Source organism: Oerskovia sp. Root22, assembly GCF_001429135.1.
GTDB lineage: Bacteria > Actinomycetota > Actinomycetes > Actinomycetales > Cellulomonadaceae > Oerskovia > Oerskovia enterophila.
Window position 1 is genome coordinate 1 of sequence record NZ_LMIL01000003.1, and the last position, 18,186, is coordinate 18,186.

The window sequence follows — 18,186 nt, forward strand, 5'->3', positions numbered from 1 at the left end:
ACCGTCACACCATTGCTCAACACGAAGAACACCACGAACTGAGCCAACCCCGGCCGACGCTCCGCGAACGACGACCACCCCACCCGCAACCGACCGAACGGGGACCGAGGGCTCGTCGTCGGCGATGGTGCCGTGGGGGGAGTGCTCACTGCGTTGTGCTCCTTGCTGACAGGACGCCGAGGACGACTCGTCCGTGCGCCTGATCCGGACACGAGGGCCGCGACTGCTGCGGTCGACCCCTCGTCGTGGGGACTGCGGCGACACCCGTCCGCGGGGACAGGGCGTCGTCGGCAGTCAAGCACCGGATCACCAAGCGCTCACGGCCCTGTGCACAACCTGTCGCTCGGGGCGCATGATCTGTCGTCGGACGCCCCCGTCCGGCACGCGTGACGACCCCACGTGCTCGGAGCGAGGCACGACTGTCGACACGAAGGGGCCGACCGGTCGGCTCCCCGAGGGGGGCCGACGGGCCGGCCCGTCGTCGTCCTGACCGCTACCGTTCGTCTCAGACGACGGGCTGCTCGTCGCGTTCCTTGAGCGCCTGGGCCACGGCCTCGGCGACCTTGCGCTCGTCGCTCGCGCGCCGCCGTCGGGCACCCCGCCGCTGCAGGACGACGCCCCCGACCACCAGGACGAGCAGCGCGAGCGCGGACCACGGCACGGCGAAGGTGGACGCCGAGCCCGTGGCGGGCGCGACCGGCAGGGGCGCGGCGTCGGCCGCGCCGATCGCTGTCACGACCTCCGCGGAGACCGTGACCGAGCCCTTGACCCGGCCCAGGGGCCAGACGCCGTCGACCGTCACGGTCCGCGTCAGCGACGTGCCGGGGAGCATCTCGGGGAGGTCGACGCGCGGTGCGCTCTGCGCGCCCGCACCCCACGGCCCGGCGACGCGCACGGACTGGCCGGGGGCCAGACGCGTGTTGCCGTCGTTCGTGACCGTGAACGTGACGACCGCGCTGCCCGCGGCGAAGGGGTTGAGGGTGCCGTCGTAGGTGACCGACACGTCGTCGACCACGACGGCCGGGACCAGGTCGCCCGCGACGCGCAGGTGCATGCGCGAGCCGAGGCGGCGGTCGACGCTCACGCCCTCGGCGTTCTCGACGAGCAGCGAGGACACGACGCCCGCCGCGTAGTCGCCCGGCGTCGCGTCGGCGGGGACGGTCACGGTGAAGGGCACGACCGCGGTGCCACCGCCCTCGATCGTGACGTCCTCGGCCTCGAACGTGACCCACGAGCCGAGCGCCTGCGACTCCTCGCCCGCGGGCAGCAGGTCGAGCTCGCCGGCCTCGGTCATGTACCCGTCGGCCGCGTAGACGCGGAACGTCAACGGCCCCTCGGTGTAGTTGGAGACGATGATCGCGTCGTCGAGGCTCGTCCCGGGGTCGAGGCCGTAGGCGTAGTTGGGGCGGTCGGTGCCGTGCACGGTGTCGGCGGGGCGCACGCCCCAGGTGACCGGGGTGGTCACCGCGGGAGCCTCGGGCTCGGCGGGGGCGTCCGGCGCGGGCGCGGCGGGATCCACCTGCCCGACGGCGGCGCTCACCGCGTGCGGGAGCGCGGCGGTCCGCGCGGGGGCGGACGAGGCGACGGCCGAGGCGGTCGGGGCGACCAGCGAGACGAGCAGGCCCACGACCAGGGTCACGGCCAGCACGGCGAGGAGCCACAGCGCGTGGCTGGAGGCAACTTCCCGCTGCGCGTGGCTGGAGGCAACTTCCCGCTGCGCGTGGCTGTGGCCGTTCTCCCGCTGATGCGCACGCACGTTGCGCTGCGCCGAGCGCGGGTCCTGCGTCGCCTGCGCGGCCGGGCTCGCGCCGTCGCGCGCGGCCGGGAGGGAGAGGTGCTGGGTCGCCATGGTCGTGCCTGCTTTCGTGGGTTCCGACCGAGAGTAGCCGGGCGGTCCGTCGCGTCGGGACGGCCGTCCGTGGCCCCTCAGGAGAGCTGCCCGTCAGGAGGGCGGCCGGTCAGGAGAGCTGTCGAACGGTGGTGCCGGCCGGCCCGCGGAGAAACGGGCCGGCCGGCACCACGATCACTCGCGACTAGCTGAGCGCCGTGAGCGTCAGCGTCGCGTTGTACGTCCCCTCGTTCACCGTGAGCGGGAGCTTCAGGTCGAGCTCCGCCCCGATGACCGCGGAGCCGCGGGCGTGCCCGGCCTCCGCGCTGCCCAGGGTGCGGGCGACGGACAGGCCGTCACCCTCGACGAAGCCCGAGGCGACGGCCGCACCCGCGACCGCTCCGCCGTCGTTCTCCTGGAGCGCGGGCGTCCAGCCGAGGTACTTGCCGGACACCGTCTCGCCGCCCGCGACGAAGTCGCCGACCTGTGCGGACACCGACCACGCCGGGGCGTTGATGCGGGTGTCCGTGACGCGGACCGGGACGAGGTCGCCCGAGGCCGCGAAGTGGTCGCCCTGCTCCTCGGCCACGCCCAGGTCGACGAGGCCCGAGGAACCCTCGAGGCTCCACGTGAGCTCGCCCGGACGGGGCTCGGGGATCACGACGGCGACCGACTGGTCGCTCGCCGCGAGCGCGCCGGGGGCCGTGCCGGTGAGGTCGCCCTCGACCGAGCCCGCGGTGTTGCCCGGACCGAAGTTCGCGGCAGGTGCGTTGTCCGCGAGGCGCACGGCCCCGTGGACCGTGGTGCCCGCGACCTGGAGGTTCGCGGTGTTGCCGGTCAGGACGAGGTCCCCACCCACCGTGTTGCCCCACTGGTCCGCCGACCCGTCGCTCGTCGCGCCGATCAGCGCGTCGCGCGACGTACCCGTCACGGACAGGCTGCCGCCGACGACCGCGCCGCCGACGCTCACGCCGAAGTCGCTGTCCCCGAGCGTCACGTCGCCGCCCACGCTCGTGCGCAGCAGGTCGACGTACGTCGCGGCCTGCGTCGAGAGGTTGCCCGAGATCTTCGAGTCCGAGATCTCGACGTCGACCCCGCCCGCCGCGACGCTGCCGGCCACGCGCAGGTCGTACAGGTAGAGGAACCCGACGCGCGAACCGGCGGTGTACGAGCTGATGTCGCCACCCACGCTCGCCCCGTCGATCAGGACGCCGTACGCGTCGGTCGCGACGACGTCACCCTCGATGACGGCCTCGGTCGCGTCGAGCCACGCGTCGTCGCCGACCGTGATCGAGCCCTGGACCGTGGTCCCTCCGAGGACGCAGGTCGCTCCCGCGGGGACGACCAGGTCGCCCGCGACGACCTGGTCGTCGAGCTCGGTCGTGCAGCTCGTGACGGCGGCGTGCGCCGCTGGTGCACCGACCGCGATCAGCGCGAACGCTGCGGCAGCGGCTGCTGAAACCTTCCACTTCATGGCGAATCTCCTGTTTTCTCGGTGGTTCAGCCGCGAAGGCCGTAGATGGAGGTGTAGCTGCGCCGTGCGTTGCCCAGGGAGTTCAGGGGGTTCGGCGGCGCGGCGACCGAGCTGGCGTTGTCCTGCTCGAACAGGCCGAAGTGCTGGCCACGCGTGCGCAGCTGCGACAGGAAGGCCTGGTAGTCGATGTTGCCCTCGCCGAACTCGATGATGTCGTAGCCGTTGGCGCTGCCCGTGTTGGTCTTGCCGTCCTTGAGGTGGAGCATCGGGAAGCGGCGCGGGTCGCGCTTGATGTAGTCGATGGGCTCGAACCCGGGGTACTTGTGCTTGCCGACGTGCGCCCAGAAGACGTCCATCTCGAAGAAGACGAGCTCGGGGTCGAACTCGTCCCACAGCAGGTCGTACACGCGGCGCGTCGGGTCGTCCGTGGTGAAGCGGAACTCGCCGTCGTGGTTGTGCGCGTAGAGCTTGAGGCCTGCGGCCTTGGTCTTGACGCCCATCTGGTTCCACGTGTTCGCCGCGGCGGTCCACGCAGCCACGGTCGGGGTGTTGTTGATGGGGCCGCCCTGACCGATGTGCGGCATCCCGAGGATGAGCGCCTTCTCGATCTCGGCGTCGATGTTGCCCGGGTTGAGGGTCGCGTGCGTCCCGACGGCCCGCAGGCCGTTGTCGTCGAGCAGCTGGCGGATCTCCGGGATGGTGATCGGGCCGACGTTGCCCTGCGTGTAGCCCGCGAACTCGACCTCGGAGTAGCCGATGTCGGCGAGCTCCTCGAACACGGCCCGGAAGCCGAGCGAGCTGACCTTGTCGCGCACCGTGTAGAGCTGGATGCCGATGCGGTTGACGGGGACGAGGCGGTTGCGGCCGCTGCTCGGTGCTGCGGCGACGCCGCCCAGGGCGGACGCCGCGGTCGGGCCGATCGCCGCGCCCACACCGACGGCGACCGTCGAGGCCGCGAGGGCCTTGAGCAGGTTCCGCCGGCTCATCGGGCGAGCCGGGATGGACTCGTGGTGGTGCTCGTGTGAACTCATGTCTCTCCTTCGAGGTGAGGTTCGGTGGCCCGGGGCGCGAGCCCCGGGCCACCACGTGCCTAGTTGCGGACGGTGAGGTTGAGCGACGTCGCGCTCTTGGTGACGCCGGTCGAGCCCTGGTAGGCGATCTCGACCTTGTAGGTGCCGACCTCGGGGAGCTTCGGGAGCGTCACGACGACGTTGCCCTCGGCGTCGAGCGTCCCGGTGCGGGTAGCGACCGTGGCGTTGTTGCGCTTGACCGTGACCGTGACGTCGCCCGTGGCGACGACACCGGTCGAGCTCTCGACCGAGATGGTCGCCTTGGCGGCGATCGACGGCTTGACCGGGTTGGGCGAGACCGAGCCCGAGACGGTCGAGGACGCCGCGGCGACCGTGAGGCGCACGGTCGACGAGGACTTCTTGAAGACCTGGTCGGCCTGGTAGCTCGCCTTGAGGGTGTGCGTCCCGACGGCGAGCGACGGGTCGAGCGCGACCGCGGCCACGCCGTCGACGAGGGTCCCGCGACCGACCTCGGTGTCGCCCGAGGTGAGGACGACGTCGCCGGACGGCGTGCCACCCTCGCCCGTGACGGTGACCGTGGCCTCGCCCGGTGCCCCGTACGAGACGCGGGCTGCCGGCACGGCGACCTTGGTGACCGACGAGACCGTGGGCTCGTTCGGCGCCGCGAGGTCGATCGTGAAGGAGACCGACCCGACCGTGGAGACGTTGCCGCCCGTGTCGGTCGCGCGGTACTGCAGGTTCCGCACGCCGTTGGTCGTGAAGTTGACGCTGTACGCACCGCTGGCCGCGGCCACGTTCGTCCAGGACTGGCCGTTGTTGGTCGAGTACTGGACGCTCGCGAGAGCGCCGTCGTCCTTGACGTCGAGGTTCATGCGCACGGCCTTGTTGTAGACGCCGCCGACGCCCGTGGGCGCTGCCGGGTCGAGCGTGTGCTTGATCGTCGGCGCCTTGACGTCACCGACGCCCACGCCCTGGAAGTCGAACGAGTCGACGGCCAGCTCGTTGGCCGAGGTCACGAACAGCGTGCCCGAACCCTGCGGGGCGTTCGTGAACGGCACCGTGACCTCCTTCCAGCCTGCGCCGGCGGGGATCTGGGCCGTGGCGAACGGCGCGGCGTCGGCCGCACCCCAGCGGAGCTGGAGCTGTCCGCCACCGTTGGCGACGACCTTGACGCCCGTGATCCCGGCGAAGTTCACCGGGCTGTAGGACAGGTGGTCGCCGTTGCCGAGGCCGCGGATCGCCTGACCGGCACCCGCCGTCTCGTCCTCGTACGCCACGACGCCCTTGCTCTTGGCGTGCTCGGCCTGCTGGACGAACGGGTTCAGCTGGACGGTCGCCTCGCCGGGAGCGGCGGGCAGGCCGTTGTGGCCGTTGTCGGTGTAGGAGACGACGACCGCGCCGTAGATGTGCGCGCCCTCACCGTGCTGCGGCGAGTCGGGCGACGTCTTCCAGGCGCCCGTGCAGCCCGTGCCCGAGACCTCGGGGTGGGCGTGCTCGTCGTGGCCCAGACCGTAGGTCCACGCCACGCGGTTGCAGGCCGTCGCGGTGCCGTCCTCGGCGTCCTGCGTGGAGACCTTGAAGGGAACTGCCTGGCCCCAGCTGAAGAACGAGCCGTCACCGGGGTAGTCGACCGTGACCACGGGGGCCTGGTTGCCGACCGAGATGACCTTGGAGGTCAGCGTGAACTTGCCCTTGGCGTCGGTGACGCGCAGGCGGGCGTTGTACTGACCGAGGGTCGTGTAGGTGTGGCTCGCGGTGATCCCCGTGGCGTCGAACGTGCCGTTGCCGTCGAAGTCCCACTGGTAGGTGAGGGCGTCGCCGTCGGGGTCGCTCGAGCTGCTCGCGTCGAAGGCCGCGGTGAGCGGGGCCTCGGACGACGAGGTGGGGGTCGCGGTGAAGCGGGCCTGGGGCGCCTTGTTGCCCTCGGCGTAGGACACCTTGTAGAGGCCGGCGTCCGGGTTGGCGCGGAAGAAGCCGTCGCCGTAGTCGAGCACGTAGAGCGAGCCGTCGGGCCCGAACTCCATGTCGATCATGTTGTCGTTGAGCGGCTGCGCGTTCTTGGCGAGCTCGGCGTTGGGCGTGAAGTCCTCGATGTGCGTGACCTCGTAGGTCTCCCAGTCGACCGTGAAGGCCGCGAGGTAGTCCTGCGAGAACTCGCCGAAGAACGCCTTGTTGTCCCAGTACTCGGGGAGCTTGGACGTCGAGGGGTTCTCGGCGTCGTAGTGGTAGACGGGGGCTCCCATGGGGGCCTGGCCGCTGCCGGTGCCGAAGTTCACGAGCTCGTCCCACGGCTGGTCGCCGGGGCGGTCACCGTAGTAGAGCGTCGCGGCGCGGGCCGGGGGCAGGTCGACGAGGCCCGTGTTCCAGCGCGAGTTGTTCTTGAGCGCGGCCGGGTCGAAGAACGCCCCGGGGGTGCTCGTCGCGAAGTTCCACTCGTTGTAGGGCGCGTTGGGGCCGTGCACGTAGGGCCAGCCGGCGTTGTGCGGGTCGTCGAGGCTCACGGTGTTCCACTCGACGTAGCCCATGGGGCCACGGTTCGGGTCGGCGTTGGCCGCGTCGGGGCCGTAGTCGCCCCACGAGAGGCTGTTCGTCTCGGGGTCCACGTCGATGCGGAAGGGGTTGCGGACGCCCATCACGAAGATCTCGGGGCGGGTCTTCTCGGTACCGACCGGGAAGAGGTTGCCCTCGGGGATCGTGTACGTGCCGTCGTCCTGGACCTTGATCCGGAGGATCTTGCCGCGCAGGTCGTTGGTGTTGCCCGCACCGCGACGCGAGTCCAGGCCGGGGTTCATCCCGGGGGCGTCGTTGTTGGGCGCGAAGCCGTTGGCCCCGGGCGCGCTCGCGGGGGTGTTGTCACCGCTCGACAGGTAGAGGTTGCCGTCGGCGTCCCAGTCCATGTCCGCGCCGACGTGGCAGCACTGACCGCGCTGGACCTCGATGTCGATGATCTTCTGCTCGGAGGCCAGGTCGAGACCCGTGCCCGTCCACTTGAACCGGGAGAGCCGGTTGACGCCCTTCCACTGGTCCCAGTAGCTCTCGTCGGCGCCTGCCGGGAGGGTGTTGGGGGCCGAGCCGGTCGGGGTCCCGCTGAGCGGTGCGTAGGAGAGGTAGACCCAGCCGTTCTCCGCGAAGTTCGGGTCGATCCCGATGCCCTGGAGACCGTCCTCCGAGTTCGCGTACACGGGGATCTTGTTGGTGATGGAGGTGATGCCGGTCTCGGGGTCGGTGAGCCGGACGTCGCCGTTGCGGGCGGTGTGCAGGATCTTGCCGTCGGGCAGGATCGCCAGGTCGATGGGCTCGCCGACGTCCTTGGTCAGCAGGATCTTCTCGTAGTTGGACCAGTCGAGCGCGGCCTCCGCGCCGGGCTCTGCGCCGTGGTCGACGCCGTCGTGGGCCGTCGCCGGGCCGGTTGCGGCCGCGAGCCCCGTCAGGGCCAGGACGCCCGCGAGAGACGCGGCGACCACCCTTGATCTCGCGGTCCTTCGTGCAGGAATAGACTTCACAGTGATGCAGCTCCTCATGGGGGTTCATCGCCGGACCGGGCCACCGCTCGCTGCTGAGACAGCGGGATCACGGGTGGTCCGGTCTTTTTGTGTCTCGTGGCGGTGGCTCCCTGGGCACTCCCGCCCTCGCCACCGTCGTCGTCCTCCCCTCGCCGTCGAGTGGTGGTGTTCTCCGTCATCGCTGACAGGTGGCACCGACTGGTCACCGGTCGCCCGGCAGGATGAGCGCTCACACTGCTCGAGCGATCCGGAAGATCCTGGAATGCGATGTATCTACCTGCTACTACGGCGGTCTTCCTCGACCACCTGGTAGGAATCTAGGCCGACTTCTATCGCCTGTCAATCAAAAGTTGAAACCTACCGCTCAGTAGTAGTGCACAGTTCCCCCCGGCATGCACGCCGAGAAGGCCCGTTCGCGCTCAGGCCTCGCCCGTGACGAGCCCCGACCGGTACGCGAGGACCACGAGCTGGGCCCGGTCACGGGCCCCGAGCTTCGACATCGCACGGTTCACGTGCGTCTTGGCCGTGAGCGGCGTGACGTGCAGCCTCACCGAGATGTCGTCGTTGCTCATCCCCTCCGCGACCAGCAGGACGACCTCGCGCTCACGGTCGGTGAGCGACCGGAACACCTCACCGTCGACGCTGGGACGCGGCTCGGTCGTGACCGCCCGCGCGATCAGGCTCCGGGTGGCCTGCGGGGACAGGAGCGAGTCACCCGCCGCGACGGTGCGCACCGCGTCCACGAGGGCCTGCGGGCGCACGCCCTTGCCCAGGAACCCGGCAGCCCCGGCACGCAGGGCACCGATCACGTGCTCGTCGTCCTCGAACGTCGTCAGGACGAGCACGTGCACGTCGGCGAGCGCGGGGTCGCCGACGATCTGCGCGGTCGCGGAGATCCCGTCCGTCCCCGGCATCCGGAGGTCCATCACGACGACGTCCGGTCGCAGGTCTCGCGCCAGCTCGACCGCCCGGGCCCCGTCGGCCGCCTCCCCCACGACCTCGATACCCTCGCTCACCCCGAGCAGCGCGGCGAAGCCCGCCCGGATGAGCTCCTGGTCATCGACGACGAGCACACGGACGGTCACGGGGCCTCCTGGGTGGCGGGTCGCACGGCATCGGTGGTGCCTGCCCGGGCGGACCGGTCGGCGGTCGCCGCGGGCACAGGCACGGGCAGCGAGACCCGGACGATCCAGGAACCCTCGCGCGAGCCCGTCTCGACCGTGCCGCCGACCGCGGCGACCCGCTCGCGGAGCCCCACGAGCCCCAACCCGCTCCCGTGCGCGGCGAAAGGACCGGACACGCCGACCGCACGCTTCTGGCCGGCCGCGCCGTCGGAGCCGACCGCCGTCCGCGACGGCAGGGGGTTGACCACCTCGACGACGACCGAGTCCGCACCGTGCACCACGCTCAGCTCCGCCCGCCCGGTGCCGTACCGGTGCGCGTTGGTCAACGCCTCCTGGACCACCCGGAAGACCGTGAGGTCCAGCACCGGTGACAGACTGCGCGGGACACCGACGGTCCGCTCGACGACCTCGAGGCCCGTGGACCGCGCCTCGTCGAGGAGGCCCGGAAGGTCGGCCAGCCCGGGCGCGGAGGCGGAGGCACCTGGTTCGTCGGCGTCGCGCAGGAGGTGCAGGAGCGACGACATCTCGGACAGGACCCGCTCCCCCGCGTCGCGCGCGTGCCCGATCGCCTCCCGGGCCAGGTCGGGACGCTTGTCGAAGAGCGCCTCGGCCGCACCCGCCTGCACGCTGATGACGGCCGCGTGGTGCGCGACGACGTCGTGCAGCTCGCGGGCGATGCGCAGCCGTTCCTGGGTGACCCGCCGAGCGGCCTCGGCCTCCCGGGACTCCTCGGCGCGCACGGCACGGTCGCGCGCCGCCGCGACGACGGCGCGCTGCGCGCCGACCGCCGCGCCCAGCGCCGCCGCGAGGACGATCAGGACCACGACGAGCACGACGTAGGACCCGAACGGGTCCTTGCCGCCCACGAGGACGAGCACGGCCGGGTAGGCCACGATCATGGCCAGCGTCGCGCAGGCCGCCTCGCGCCGCCCTGCGTACGCGGCGACCGAGTAGGTCGCGACGAGCCCGGGGGCGAACGCGAGCGACGAGTCGGCGTCGATCGCCGCCGATCCGACCATCGCGGCCAGGGCCACGCCGACCGCGAGCGACGGGTGCGCCCGACGCCACACGAGCCCCGTGCACGCGACCACGAGCGCGACGGCCGAGGCCACGGTGCTCGCGTACCTCTCGGGGGCGACGACCTGGGGCACCGCGAGCACCAGGAGCAGGACCAGTGCCCCGACGGCGTCGCGCGCCGTCACGGGTAGGCCGCCCCAGCGCGCGGCCGGGCGGGCGAGCCGCGCACGGCGCGTGCCGGTCGGTCGCGCGCGGTCGGGTTCCACCGTCCGACGATACCTGCGGACCTGATCCGCACGGCGCATCGACGCAGGTCGGGGCGGCTGCTGCGGACGCAGTACGTGCCTCCCCAGGGATCGTCAGTGCGACCGACGTCCGACGCGCTCGTCCGGGAGAGACTCGGTTCATGGGGACGCGCGAACCGTCTCGGCCACCGGTCGACGGCGTGTCGCGCCCCACCAGCTCTTCTCGACGATTCCCAGTGATTGGCTGAAGCCATGATGGTGCTTCTTCTCAACGTTCTCGGCGCGGTCCTGCTCGCCGCAGGCTTCTACGCCGCCTGGCGGCTGGCTCCGCGGCGCCCCGACGCTCCCCCGGCCCGGTGGTACCCCGACCCGGCCTCGAAGGCCGCGCGCCGTCGCTTCTGGGACGGCCAGGCCTGGACGGCCCGCGTCACCGCGGGCACCGAGGCGGCGAACCGCGGCCACCACTTCCGCGGCCGCTTCTGGGGACAGTGGGTCTGGCCGCTCGTCGGCGCGGGCGTCGTGCTCCTCGCGGGAACCACGCTCTACCGGTCCACCGAGAACGTGCACGTCATCGCCGTCACGAGCTTCCTGGCCATGGCCCTGGTCTGCTGGGCCTTCTACGGGTTCGTGGCCCGACAGCTCGCGCTGCCCGAGGTGATCGGGCTCGGGCAGATCGTGGCGGTCGCGGTCGCCTCGGCCGGGGCGACGTTCCTCGTCGGCCTGAACCTCAACGACCTGACCGGCTCGATCGGTGGGATCTCGCTCGCGACGGCCCTGGTCGGCCTGACCGAGGAGACCTCCAAGCTCCTCGTCCCGATCGCCCTGTTCCTGCTCGGTACCTACCGCAACCCGCGGGCGGGCGTCGCGATCGGCCTGGCCTCCGGGTTCGGGTTCGCGATCGCCGAGACCACGCTCTACGCCTACCAGACCGCTGCGGCGTCCGGGCCGGCCTTCTGCGGAGGAGAGACTCCTGCCGCGACCACCGCGTCGGTCATCGCGGCACAGGTCGCTCGGATCTTCGGGGTCTCGCCGTTCCACTGGCTCTTCACGGGCATCGCGGTCGCCATCGCGTGGCGGGCCTGGCACCTGTACGGCCGCAAGGGGACACCCGCCGCGCTCGGCGGGATCCTGCTGGTCATGGTGGTCCACTCGCTCAACGACACCTCGGCCACGCTCGGGTGCGGCGAGCCCACGGTCCAGTCGCTGCTCGCCATGCTGCGCTACGTCCTGGTGATCGTCATGTACCTCGTGTTCAAGGCGTGGGCCCGCAAGCACACTCCTCCGCAGATGATCGGGGCCGTCAGCACGGGATGGACCCCCCAGCACCTGGGCGAGCAGAGCGTCCCGGCCGACGAGGCGCCGGCCGAGGACTCCCCCGCCCGCGAGCCGGCCGACGGCTGAGCCGCACGCGACGTCCGGTAGTGTCCCGGGGTGCACACGACCCTCGGACCCCTGGACGACGTCGTCGCGCACCTCGGGCACGTCCCTCGCCGCGTCCTCGTGGCCGGCGTGTCCGGCTCGGGCAAGACGACGCTCGCGCGACGGCTCGCCGCGCGCCTCGACCTGCCGTGCACCGAGATCGACGCGCTCTTCCACGGCCCCGCCTGGACTCCCCGGGCGACGTTCGTCGAGGACGTGCGTGCCGTCGTCGGGCAGGAGGCGTTCGTCACGGAGTGGCAGTACCGCGCCGTGCGCCCGCTCCTGCTGGACGAGGCCGAGCTCGTCGTGTGGCTCGACCTGCCCACCGCGACCACCCTGCGTCAGGTCGTGGCACGCACCGTGCGCCGGGCCGTGCACCGGGAGGTGCTGTGGAACGGGAATGTCGAACCGCCGCTCTGGACGATCTTCACGGACCGTGACCACATCGTCCGGTGGGCGTGGTCGACGCGCCGCTCGTTGCGCGACCTCCCGGCGGTCGTGGCCCAGCAGGACCCGCCCGTCGCGCTCGTGCGGCTGCGGAGCCGGCAGCAGGTCGAGACCTGGGTCAGACGGCTTCCTGCTCCACCCAGTCGCTGAGCGCCTCGACGATCCGGACGTCCCCGTCCAACCAGTCGACGCTCCCCCACTCGCCCGCGGGAAGCCAGCGCAGGGCGTCGTGCTCGACCAGGGGCTCGGGCTCTCCGTCGACGATGCGCGCGAGCCACAGGCGCATCACGTGGCGGTCCGTGATGTTCCAGCCGCCGTCGTCGGGGCCGAGGAGCTCTGCACCCAGCTCGACCTGCACGCCCAGCTCCTCACGGAGCTCACGGTGCAGCCCGTCGACGGGGGTCTCCCCCGGGTCCACCTTGCCGCCGGGGAACTCCCAGCGACCGGCCAGCTCCACAGGCCGCGAACGGCGTGCGGCGAGCAGGAGGCGGGGCGTGGCGAGGTCGTCGACGACGGCCGCAGCGACCACGAGTCGGCGGAGAGTCATACGCGGAGTGTTTCACGCCCGGTGTGACGGCACGTGACCCTGCACGTGTCCGGCTGGTCACACGGCGCGACGACGCGCCTCACGACCCTGCTGGACCCCGCTGCCCCGCCGACACGTGTCGGCGGGCTTCGATGCTGATCCTCGTCGAGGCTCAGCGGATCCCGGCGGCCTTGGCCCACTCGACCGCTTCGGCCCGGGTCGAGACGCCGAGCTTGCGGTAGAGGCTGCGCACCTGCGACTTGACGGTGTTGCGCGTGACGAAGAGCTTGGTGGCGATCTGCTCCAGGGTGATGTCCTCGGAGAGGTTCGACAGCACCACGTGCTCACGACGGGTGAGCGTGGCGGGGAGCTGGGGTGCGGGCGACTCGGTCCGGGCCAGTTCGATGATGCTCATGCTTCCTCCAGATGCTGACCAGTCTCTCCATCGCGTCATGGATCGATCCGGTGCCTTGCTGCTACTGGGAGAGATGGCCCAGCGGGCGATTCATGACGCGGTTTTTCACCCTCAATCTCGGACGCCTTGCTGAGCGGCACCTTCTCACTCTCGCTAGGGTGCATTCCCGCAGGTCAGCGCGATATCTTCCCGAGACTGCCCGTCGCAGGTGATATCTCCTATGTGCCCTAGATCACCCTCCCCGTGTTGCGACAAGAAATGTGACCCGTCTCACAGTGTGTGCCGACCAGGGCCGCCTCACAAGCCGAGCGAGCCCAGGACAGCACGGAGGGCCGGTCCCGCGACGAGGTCGCAGACCGGCCCTCCGGGGCGCGTCCGAGGATGCGAGGAACGAGCACGGCGACACGTCGGGCGGGGAGTCGCCCGCCGGTCACCGCGTCGTCCGACGGCGGTGAGTCAGCCGCCGACGAGCGCGCTGTACTCCTCGGCGGTGAGCACGGGGCCCGTCTCGGTCACGTCGACCTTGATGAGCCAGCCCCCCGCGAAGGGCTCCGCGTTGACGAGCGACGGGTCGTCGATCGCTGCCTGGTTGACCTCGGCCACGGTGCCGGTGACCGGGGAGTAGAGCTCGGAGACCGACTTGGTCGACTCGACCTCGCCGATCACCGAACCGGCCGTGACGGTCGCCCCGACCTCGGGGAGCTCGAGGTAGACGATGTCGCCGAGGGCCTCGGCCGCGGTGCTCGTGATGCCGATGACGGCCGGGGTCGAGGCGTCGAGCCACTCGTGCTCGGCGGTGTACTGCAGGTTGCCGGGGAAGTCGGCCATGGGAGCTCCTGGTGTGCTGGTGCTGGTGCGGGTGCGGAAGAGGCGGGCCCGGGGGCCCGTCGAACGAGGTCGGTGCGCTGCGCGGGATCCGGTCAGGACGCCTGGGGACGACGGTAGAACGGCATGGGCACGATCACCACCGGCTCCTCGCGCCCACGGACGTCGACCGCGAGCTCGGTGCCCTCGGCACTGAACTCGGGGGTCACGTAGGCCATCGCGATCGGGTACCCGAGCGTGGGCGAGGGGGCCCCGGAGGTCACGAACCCGATCTGCACGTCGGGGTCCTTGCCCGGGATCACGACGGCGTACCCCGCGCGGGCGGGGCGCTTGCTGAGCCCGCGCAGGCCCACGAGCACGCGCGCGGGCTGAGCGCCCTTGCGCGACGCGAGAGCGGCGCGGCCGACGAAGTCGAGCGGGTTGCCCTCGGCGTCGACCTTGTCGAGCTTGACGACGCGCCCGAGCCCCGCCTCGTAGGGCGTGGTCGTGGTGTCGAGCTCGTGGCCGTAGAGGGGCATGCCTGCCTCGAGCCGCAGCGAGTCGCGGGCCGAGAGGCCTGCCGGGACCAGCCCCAGGGGCGCCCCCGCCGCGAGAACTGCCCGCCACAGCTCACGCGCGCGCTCGGCCGGGACGAACAGCTCGAAGCCGTCCTCCCCCGTGTAGCCGGTGCGTGCCACGAGCGCGTCGATCCCGGCGACCTGGGCGGTGAGCGACGCGTAGTACTTCAGGTCCTTGACCACCTGTACATCCTCCGCCCCCACGAGCGAGGTCACGATCTCCTCGGCGCGCGGGCCCTGTACCGCGATGAGCGCGGTCTCGGCGGCCTGGTCGGTGACGGTCGCGTCGAGGCCCGCGCAGCGACGGACCAGCTCCTGGGTCACCAACGGCGCGTTCCCGGCGTTGGCGACGACGAGGAACGTCTCCTCGGCCAGGCGGTAGACGACCAGGTCGTCCAGGACCGAGCCGTCCTCGGCGCAGATCATGGTGTAGCGCGCACGGCCCACGGCCACGGCCGAGAGGTTGCCGACGAGCGCCCGGTCCAGGGCTGCAGCAGCCTGCGGCCCGCTGACCTCGATCTCCCCCATGTGGGACAGGTCGAACAGCCCGGCGGCCTCGCGCACCGCGCGGTGCTCGGCCAGGTCGCTCGTGTAGCGCAGCGGCATCTGCCAGCCGCCGAAGCTCGTGAGCGAGGCGCCCAGGGCGACGTGCTCGTCGTGGAGCGGGCTGAGGCGGTCAGCGACCGGGGTGTGCTGCTCGGACTCCGTCATGGTGATCCTCTCGGGGGAGCCGGAGCCTGCGTGACCTCTGCGTCACGCTCTCCGACGGGGCGGGGAAGGGCGGGGTGGGCCCGGGGTCGTCCGGAGCGGCGCGACCCTGGGGTCGCGCCGGTCCGGTCGGCCTCAGGAGTACGACTCGATCGGGGGGCAGGAGCACACGAGGTTGCGGTCACCCCGGGCACCGTCGATACGGCGCACGGGGGGCCAGTACTTGCCGGTGCGCAGCGAGGCCAGCGGGTAGGCGGCGACCTCACGCGAGTACGGCTTGTCCCACGCGTCCGAGACGACCGCGGCGGCCGTGTGGGGCGCCCCGCGCAGCGGGGACTCCTCGATGCCCCAGGCGCCCGCGGCGACCTGGTCGATCTCGGCCTTGATCGCGACCATCGCGTCGACGAACCGGTCGAGCTCGGCGAGGTCCTCGCTCTCGGTCGGCTCGACCATGAGAGTGCCCGCGACGGGGAATGACAACGTCGGGGCGTGGAAGCCGTAGTCCATGAGGCGCTTGGCCACGTCCTCGGCCGTGACTCCGGTCTGCGCCGTGATGCCGCGCAGGTCGAGGATGCACTCGTGCGCGACCAGGCCCGTCTCGCCCGTGTAGAGCACGGGGAAGTGCTCGGTCAGGCGGCTGGCCAGGTAGTTCGCGGCGAGCACGGCCGTCTTGGTCGCGGCCTCGAGCCCGTCGGGGCCCATGAGGGCGACGTACGCGTAGGAGATCGGCAGGATGCCCGCCGAGCCGAACGGAGCGGCCGAGACGGGCGAGGCCCCCTCGCCCGTGAGCGGGTCCCCCGGCAGGAACGGCACCAGGTGCTCGGCCACCGCGACGGGCCCGACGCCGGGGCCGCCTCCGCCGTGCGGGATGCAGAAGGTCTTGTGCAGGTTCAGGTGCGAGACGTCGCCGCCGAACTCGCCCGGGCGGGCGAGCCCGACGAGCGCGTTGAGGTTCGCCCCGTCGATGTACACCTGTCCACCGGCAGAATGTACGAGGTCGCAGACCTCGCGCACGTGCTCCTCGTAGACGCCGTGCGTCGAGGGGTAGGTGATCATGATCGCCGCGACCTGGGGGCCGTGCTGATCGAGCTTCGCGCGCAGGTCGTCGAGCTGGACCTCGCCCTTCTCGGACGTCGCCACGACCACGACGCGCATGCCCGCAAGGGCCGCCGAGGCCGCGTTCGTGCCGTGCGCCGACGCGGGGATGAGGCACACGTCGCGCCCGTCCTCGCCGCGCGAGCGGTGGTAGTCGCGGATCGCGAGAAGGCCCGCGAACTCGCCCTGCGACCCGGCGTTGGGCTGGACCGAGACGCCGGCGTAGCCCGTGATCTCCGCGAGCTGCGCCTGGAGCCCGTCGATCAGCTCGGCGTACCCGAGAGCCTGCTCAGCCGGGACGAACGGGTGCATGTCCGCGAACTCGGGCCACGAGATGGCCTCCATCTCGGCGGTCGCGTTGAGCTTCATGGTGCACGAGCCGAGCGGGATCATGGTCCGGTCGAGCGCGAGGTCCTTGTCCGAGAGCGAGCGCAGGTAGCGCAGCATCGCGGTCTCGGAGCGGTGCCGGTGGAAGACCGGGTGCGTCAGGTAGCCGGTCGTGCGCAGCACGTCGGCCGGCAGCACGCTGCCGCCGCCCTCGAACTCGAGGTCCTGACCCGTGGCGAACACCTCGACCAGCGCGAGGACGTCGTCGGGCGTCGTCGTCTCGTCGCACGCGATCTGTACATGATCTGCGTCCGGGTTGTACACGTTGATGCCGGCGTCGGCGGCAGCGGCGACGAGAGCCGCCGCGCGGCCCGGGACCACGGCCGAGACCGTGTCGAAGAAGACGTCGTGCCGGACCTCGACGTCCGCGGCGCGCAGGCCGTTGGCGAGCGCCACGGCGCGCGAGTGGACGCGCTCCGCGATCTCCCGGAGCCCCGCGGGCCCGTGGTACACCGCGTACATCGACGCGACGATCGCGAGCAGAGCCTGCGCGGTGCAGATGTTGCTCGTGGCCTTCTCGCGGCGGATGTGCTGCTCACGGGTCTGCAGCGCGAGCCGGTAGGCCTGGTCGCCGTCGGCGTCGACCGAGACGCCGACCAGACGACCCGGGAGCGAGCGCTCGAGCCCCTTGCGGACCGCCATGAACGCCGCGTGCGGGCCGCCGTAGAAGAGCGGGACGCCGAAGCGCTGGGCCGAGCCCACCGAGACGTCGGCGCCGAGCTCGCCCGGCGAGACGAGCAGCGTGAGGGCGAGCAGGTCGGCGGCGATCGTCACCAGACCGCCCCGGTCCTTGGTCTCGGCGACGAGCGGCCGCAGGTCCCGGACCACGCCCGAGGCCCCGCTCTGCTGGAGCACCACGCCGATGAGCTTTTCGTCCGCGGCACCGGCCGCCGCGAGGCCGGCCGCGAGCCCCTGGGACAGGTCCACGACGACCACGGGCAGACCGACCGACTCGGCCCGTGCACGCGTCACCGCGACGGTCTGGGGGAACAGCTCGGCGTCGAGCGCCACGACGCCGGCCCCGCCCTTGGCCGCGCGCCACATGAGCGCGACGGCCTCGGCGACCGCGGTGGCCTCGTCGAGCAGCGACGCGTTCGCGACCTCGAGGCCCGTGAGGTCCAGGACCACGGTCTGGAAGTTGAGGAGGGCTTCGAGGCGCCCCTGCGAGATCTCGGGCTGGTACGGCGTGTAGGCCGTGTACCAGGCGGGGGACTCGAGCACGTTGCGGCGGATCACCGGGGGAGTGATGGTCCCGTAGTAGCCGAGCCCGATCATCTGCGTCTTGACGACGTTCTTCGCGGCGATGGCCCGCAGGTCCGCGAGGACCTCGGACTCGGTGCGCGCGGCCGGCAGGTCGAGCGGGCGGTCGGTGCGGATGGAGTCCGGGACCGCGGCGTCGACCAGCGCGTCGAGCGAGTCGTAGCCGAGCTCTGCGAGCATCACCGCGACCTCGCCCGTGGGGACGTCGCTCGAGCCAGCAGCGACCGGTCGGGGGCCGATGTGGCGGAACGGGAAGTGCGCGCGGTCGAACGCGTCGCTGGACTGCTGGGTCACGGAGGTCTCCGGGGGTCGGCGAGGAAGACGG

The 18,186-nt window shown here is 71.8% G+C and carries 13 protein-coding genes; 2 read left to right on the forward strand and 11 right to left on the reverse strand.

The annotated features are described in order from the left end of the window. Positions 1-505: 505 nt before the first annotated feature. The 6 genes from ASE15_RS03965 to ASE15_RS03990 all read right to left on the reverse strand — a co-directional run bounded on the left by ASE15_RS03965 (position 506) and on the right by ASE15_RS03990 (position 10,243). The gene (locus ASE15_RS03965; RefSeq protein ID WP_056761706.1) at positions 506-1,849 is read right to left on the reverse strand and encodes a hypothetical protein; all 1,344 of its coding nucleotides are present in this window, start codon (positions 1,847-1,849) and stop codon (positions 506-508) included. Between the two features lie 184 nt (positions 1,850-2,033). Beyond that, entirely contained in the window at positions 2,034-3,302 is a 1,269-nt protein-coding gene (locus ASE15_RS03970) for a hypothetical protein (RefSeq protein WP_056647993.1), read from the reverse strand. Between the two features lie 26 nt (positions 3,303-3,328). Next, complete coding sequence (locus ASE15_RS03975) at positions 3,329-4,333, reverse strand: TIM barrel protein (RefSeq protein WP_068626708.1); 1,005 nt, start codon at positions 4,331-4,333, stop codon at positions 3,329-3,331. A 59-nt stretch (positions 4,334-4,392) separates the two neighbouring features. Next, a complete protein-coding gene (locus ASE15_RS03980) occupies positions 4,393-7,797 on the reverse strand; it encodes a PQQ-dependent sugar dehydrogenase (RefSeq protein ID WP_235534151.1) in 3,405 nt (1,134 codons plus the stop codon). A gap of 458 nt (positions 7,798-8,255) precedes the next feature. After that, positions 8,256-8,921, reverse strand: coding sequence for a response regulator transcription factor (locus ASE15_RS03985; protein ID WP_056761709.1), 666 nt, complete (start codon positions 8,919-8,921; stop codon positions 8,256-8,258). Further along, positions 8,918-10,243, reverse strand: coding sequence for a sensor histidine kinase (locus ASE15_RS03990; RefSeq protein ID WP_056761712.1), 1,326 nt, complete (start codon positions 10,241-10,243; stop codon positions 8,918-8,920). Before ASE15_RS03990 ends, ASE15_RS03985 begins: the two co-directional genes overlap by 4 nt. Before the next feature lie 231 nt (positions 10,244-10,474). Between ASE15_RS03990 and ASE15_RS03995 the strand changes: the two genes are divergently transcribed. After that, positions 10,475-11,623: a PrsW family glutamic-type intramembrane protease gene (locus ASE15_RS03995; RefSeq protein ID WP_231907576.1), complete on the forward strand. Its 1,149-nt coding sequence runs from the start codon at positions 10,475-10,477 to the stop codon at positions 11,621-11,623. A gap of 30 nt (positions 11,624-11,653) precedes the next feature. Next, entirely contained in the window at positions 11,654-12,238 is a 585-nt protein-coding gene (locus tag ASE15_RS04000; RefSeq protein WP_235534152.1) for an AAA family ATPase, read from the forward strand. On the opposite strand, the gene ASE15_RS04005 is transcribed toward ASE15_RS04000, so the two are convergent. The 5 genes from ASE15_RS04005 to gcvP all read right to left on the reverse strand — a co-directional run bounded on the left by ASE15_RS04005 (position 12,207) and on the right by gcvP (position 18,155). After that, on the reverse strand, positions 12,207-12,635 hold the full coding sequence (locus ASE15_RS04005) for a (deoxy)nucleoside triphosphate pyrophosphohydrolase (protein WP_056648005.1): 429 nt from the start codon (positions 12,633-12,635) through the stop codon (positions 12,207-12,209). The genes ASE15_RS04000 and ASE15_RS04005 overlap by 32 nt on opposite strands. A 151-nt stretch (positions 12,636-12,786) precedes the next feature. Beyond that, positions 12,787-13,029, reverse strand: a complete 243-nt coding sequence (locus ASE15_RS04010) for a helix-turn-helix transcriptional regulator (protein WP_056648008.1) — start codon at positions 13,027-13,029, stop codon at positions 12,787-12,789. Between the two features lie 456 nt (positions 13,030-13,485). Beyond that, on the reverse strand, positions 13,486-13,857 hold the full coding sequence (gene gcvH / locus ASE15_RS04015) for a glycine cleavage system protein GcvH (protein ID WP_056648015.1): 372 nt from the start codon (positions 13,855-13,857) through the stop codon (positions 13,486-13,488). Positions 13,858-13,949: 92 nt separating this feature from the next. Beyond that, complete coding sequence (gene gcvT / locus ASE15_RS04020; RefSeq protein WP_056761717.1) at positions 13,950-15,122, reverse strand: glycine cleavage system aminomethyltransferase GcvT; 1,173 nt, start codon at positions 15,120-15,122, stop codon at positions 13,950-13,952. A 132-nt stretch (positions 15,123-15,254) separates the two neighbouring features. After that, complete coding sequence (gene gcvP, locus ASE15_RS04025; RefSeq protein WP_082618202.1) at positions 15,255-18,155, reverse strand: aminomethyl-transferring glycine dehydrogenase; 2,901 nt, start codon at positions 18,153-18,155, stop codon at positions 15,255-15,257. Positions 18,156-18,186 lie beyond the last annotated feature (31 nt).